Annotated in this window: 2 protein-coding genes and 1 pseudogene; all 3 read right to left on the reverse strand. The window is 42.5% G+C overall.

Annotation, left to right across the window (positions count from 1 at the left end):
* Positions 1–10: 10 nt before the first annotated feature.
* Positions 11–721 (reverse strand): annotated as a pseudogene (ccdA2, locus tag GMD4S_RS08435) (thiol-disulfide oxidoreductase-associated membrane protein CcdA2).
* Between the two features lie 162 nt (positions 722–883).
* The gene (locus tag GMD4S_RS08440) at positions 884–1,435 is read right to left on the reverse strand and encodes a GNAT family N-acetyltransferase (RefSeq protein WP_000643816.1); all 552 of its coding nucleotides are present in this window, start codon (positions 1,433–1,435) and stop codon (positions 884–886) included.
* A gap of 105 nt (positions 1,436–1,540) precedes the next feature.
* Positions 1,541–1,884 (reverse strand): NAD(+) synthase (gene nadE, locus GMD4S_RS08445; RefSeq protein WP_000486052.1); only part of this gene is annotated, 344 nt, incomplete at its 5' end.

Consider the following 1,884-nt stretch of genomic DNA (forward strand, 5'->3'; position numbering starts at 1 on the left):
TTTTTCCTCTCTATTCAAATAATGTAGTCAAAATGGAAGCATTTCCCAAAAGCACCAAGATTCCCATCACGATAATGAGGAAACCACCCACTTTTTTGAGGGTCCCGAGGTAGGGATGAAGTTTTCGGAAATGTTTCAAAACATAGCTGGAGGCGAGAGCTAGAACTAAAAATGGTAGCGCCAAACCCAGCGTGTAAACCAACATGAGACCAGCACCCTGCCAAGCTCCTGAACCACCTGAAGCCGCCAAGGCCAAAACAGAGCCCAGAACTGGCCCCACACATGGCGTCCAAGCAAAACTAAAGGTTAACCCCAGTAAAAATGCCTGACTATAGCCGTTACCCTTTTACCCCTGTCTCTTTAATTGTAGCCTTCTTTCCTTGTAAAGTCCTTGGAAATGTAAGACTTCCATCTGGTGCAAGCCCAAGAGAATGATAACCGCACCCGTCACATACTGAAACCAAGAAGCATACAGTAAATTGCCTAAAAAACCAGCTCCATAACCCAGTAAGATAAAGATAAAAGAAATCCCTGCTATAAAGGCCAGAGTTCGCAATAGACTAACGACTGAGATTGAAAATTTTCCGCTGGAAACCTGAGAACCATCTTTGTCATCAAGTAAGACCCCCGCATAGACAGGCAACAAGGGTAAAATACAAGGAGAAAAGAAGGAAAGAATTCCAGCAAGAAAAACACTGATAAAAAAGATTACATTGTCCATTGCCTTCCTCCATTCTTTGATTTGATAGGACTATTATAGCTCCAAAACTCCAGAAAAAACAGGGGCAATGATAGGGAAAAATAGGAATTTAATCAGTTTATTCAGAAATCTGGCACAAAAAAAGCCAGACAAGGTCTGACTTTGATAGAAACAGAAAAGAAATCACCTGTCTTCCCTACTTATCTGGTAATAAATAAGATCCGCAACGTAGTCTTTTCTCTCCACACCATTGGCAATAGTTTTTAGATAGGACATTCCAGCTTTCTCCATCACACGGCCTGAAGCTGGGTTAAGACTGGCGTAACGAGCTCTGACCTTTTGAAAGCCTGCTTGAGTAAAACAAAAGTCTAACACAGCTTTCAAGGCCTCCGTCATCATACCACGACCCCAATAGTTTTTTCCTAAAATATAGCCAATTTCACAACTTGAATCTTTCTCATTCATCTCTACGATGCTGATATCTCCTATCACTTGCTCAGGGTTTTCTTTGAGACAAATAGCCCATTTGTAATAGTTGGGATTGGTATAGGATGCAACCCAATTTCGAATCGAATTCCGAGTCACCTCAACATCAGGATGAGGATCCCAGGTGACATAGGTCAGATTCTCAGCAGACGAAGCCCAATTTTGAAACATGGCTTCCGCATCACTCTCCACAAATCTTCTCAAGATCAAACGTTCTGTCTGTAATATTTGCGTACCGATTGCTTTCATAATGTTACCTCGCTTTCTAAGCTTAAGGCTCAAGCTAAAAAAGTCCCCGGACCATCTTCGCTTTCTTATTTCTAGGCTCAGGGTAAAAAGGTCCCCCGGACCTTTTTACTCCCAAAAGTCATCAAATACGGTAATTGGTAGGTGGCGTTTGTGTTGGCCTTTATACCACCAGTTTTCGATAGTCGCTTGGGCTTCTGGACTGATTGTTTTGCCTTCAAGGTAGTCATCAATTTCATTGTATGTGACTCCAAGTGCAACTTCGTCAGCAAGTCCAGGTTTGTCTTCTTCTAGGTCTGCTGTTGGGATTTTTTCATAAAGTGCTGGGTCTGCACCAAGCTCCTTCAAGAGTTGTTTCCCTTGACGTTTATTGAGGCGGTAAAGAGGGAGAATATCTGCACCACCGTCACCAAACTTGGTAAAAAAGCCTGTGATATTTTCCGCAGCATGGT

The organism is Streptococcus sp. GMD4S, assembly GCF_000296955.1.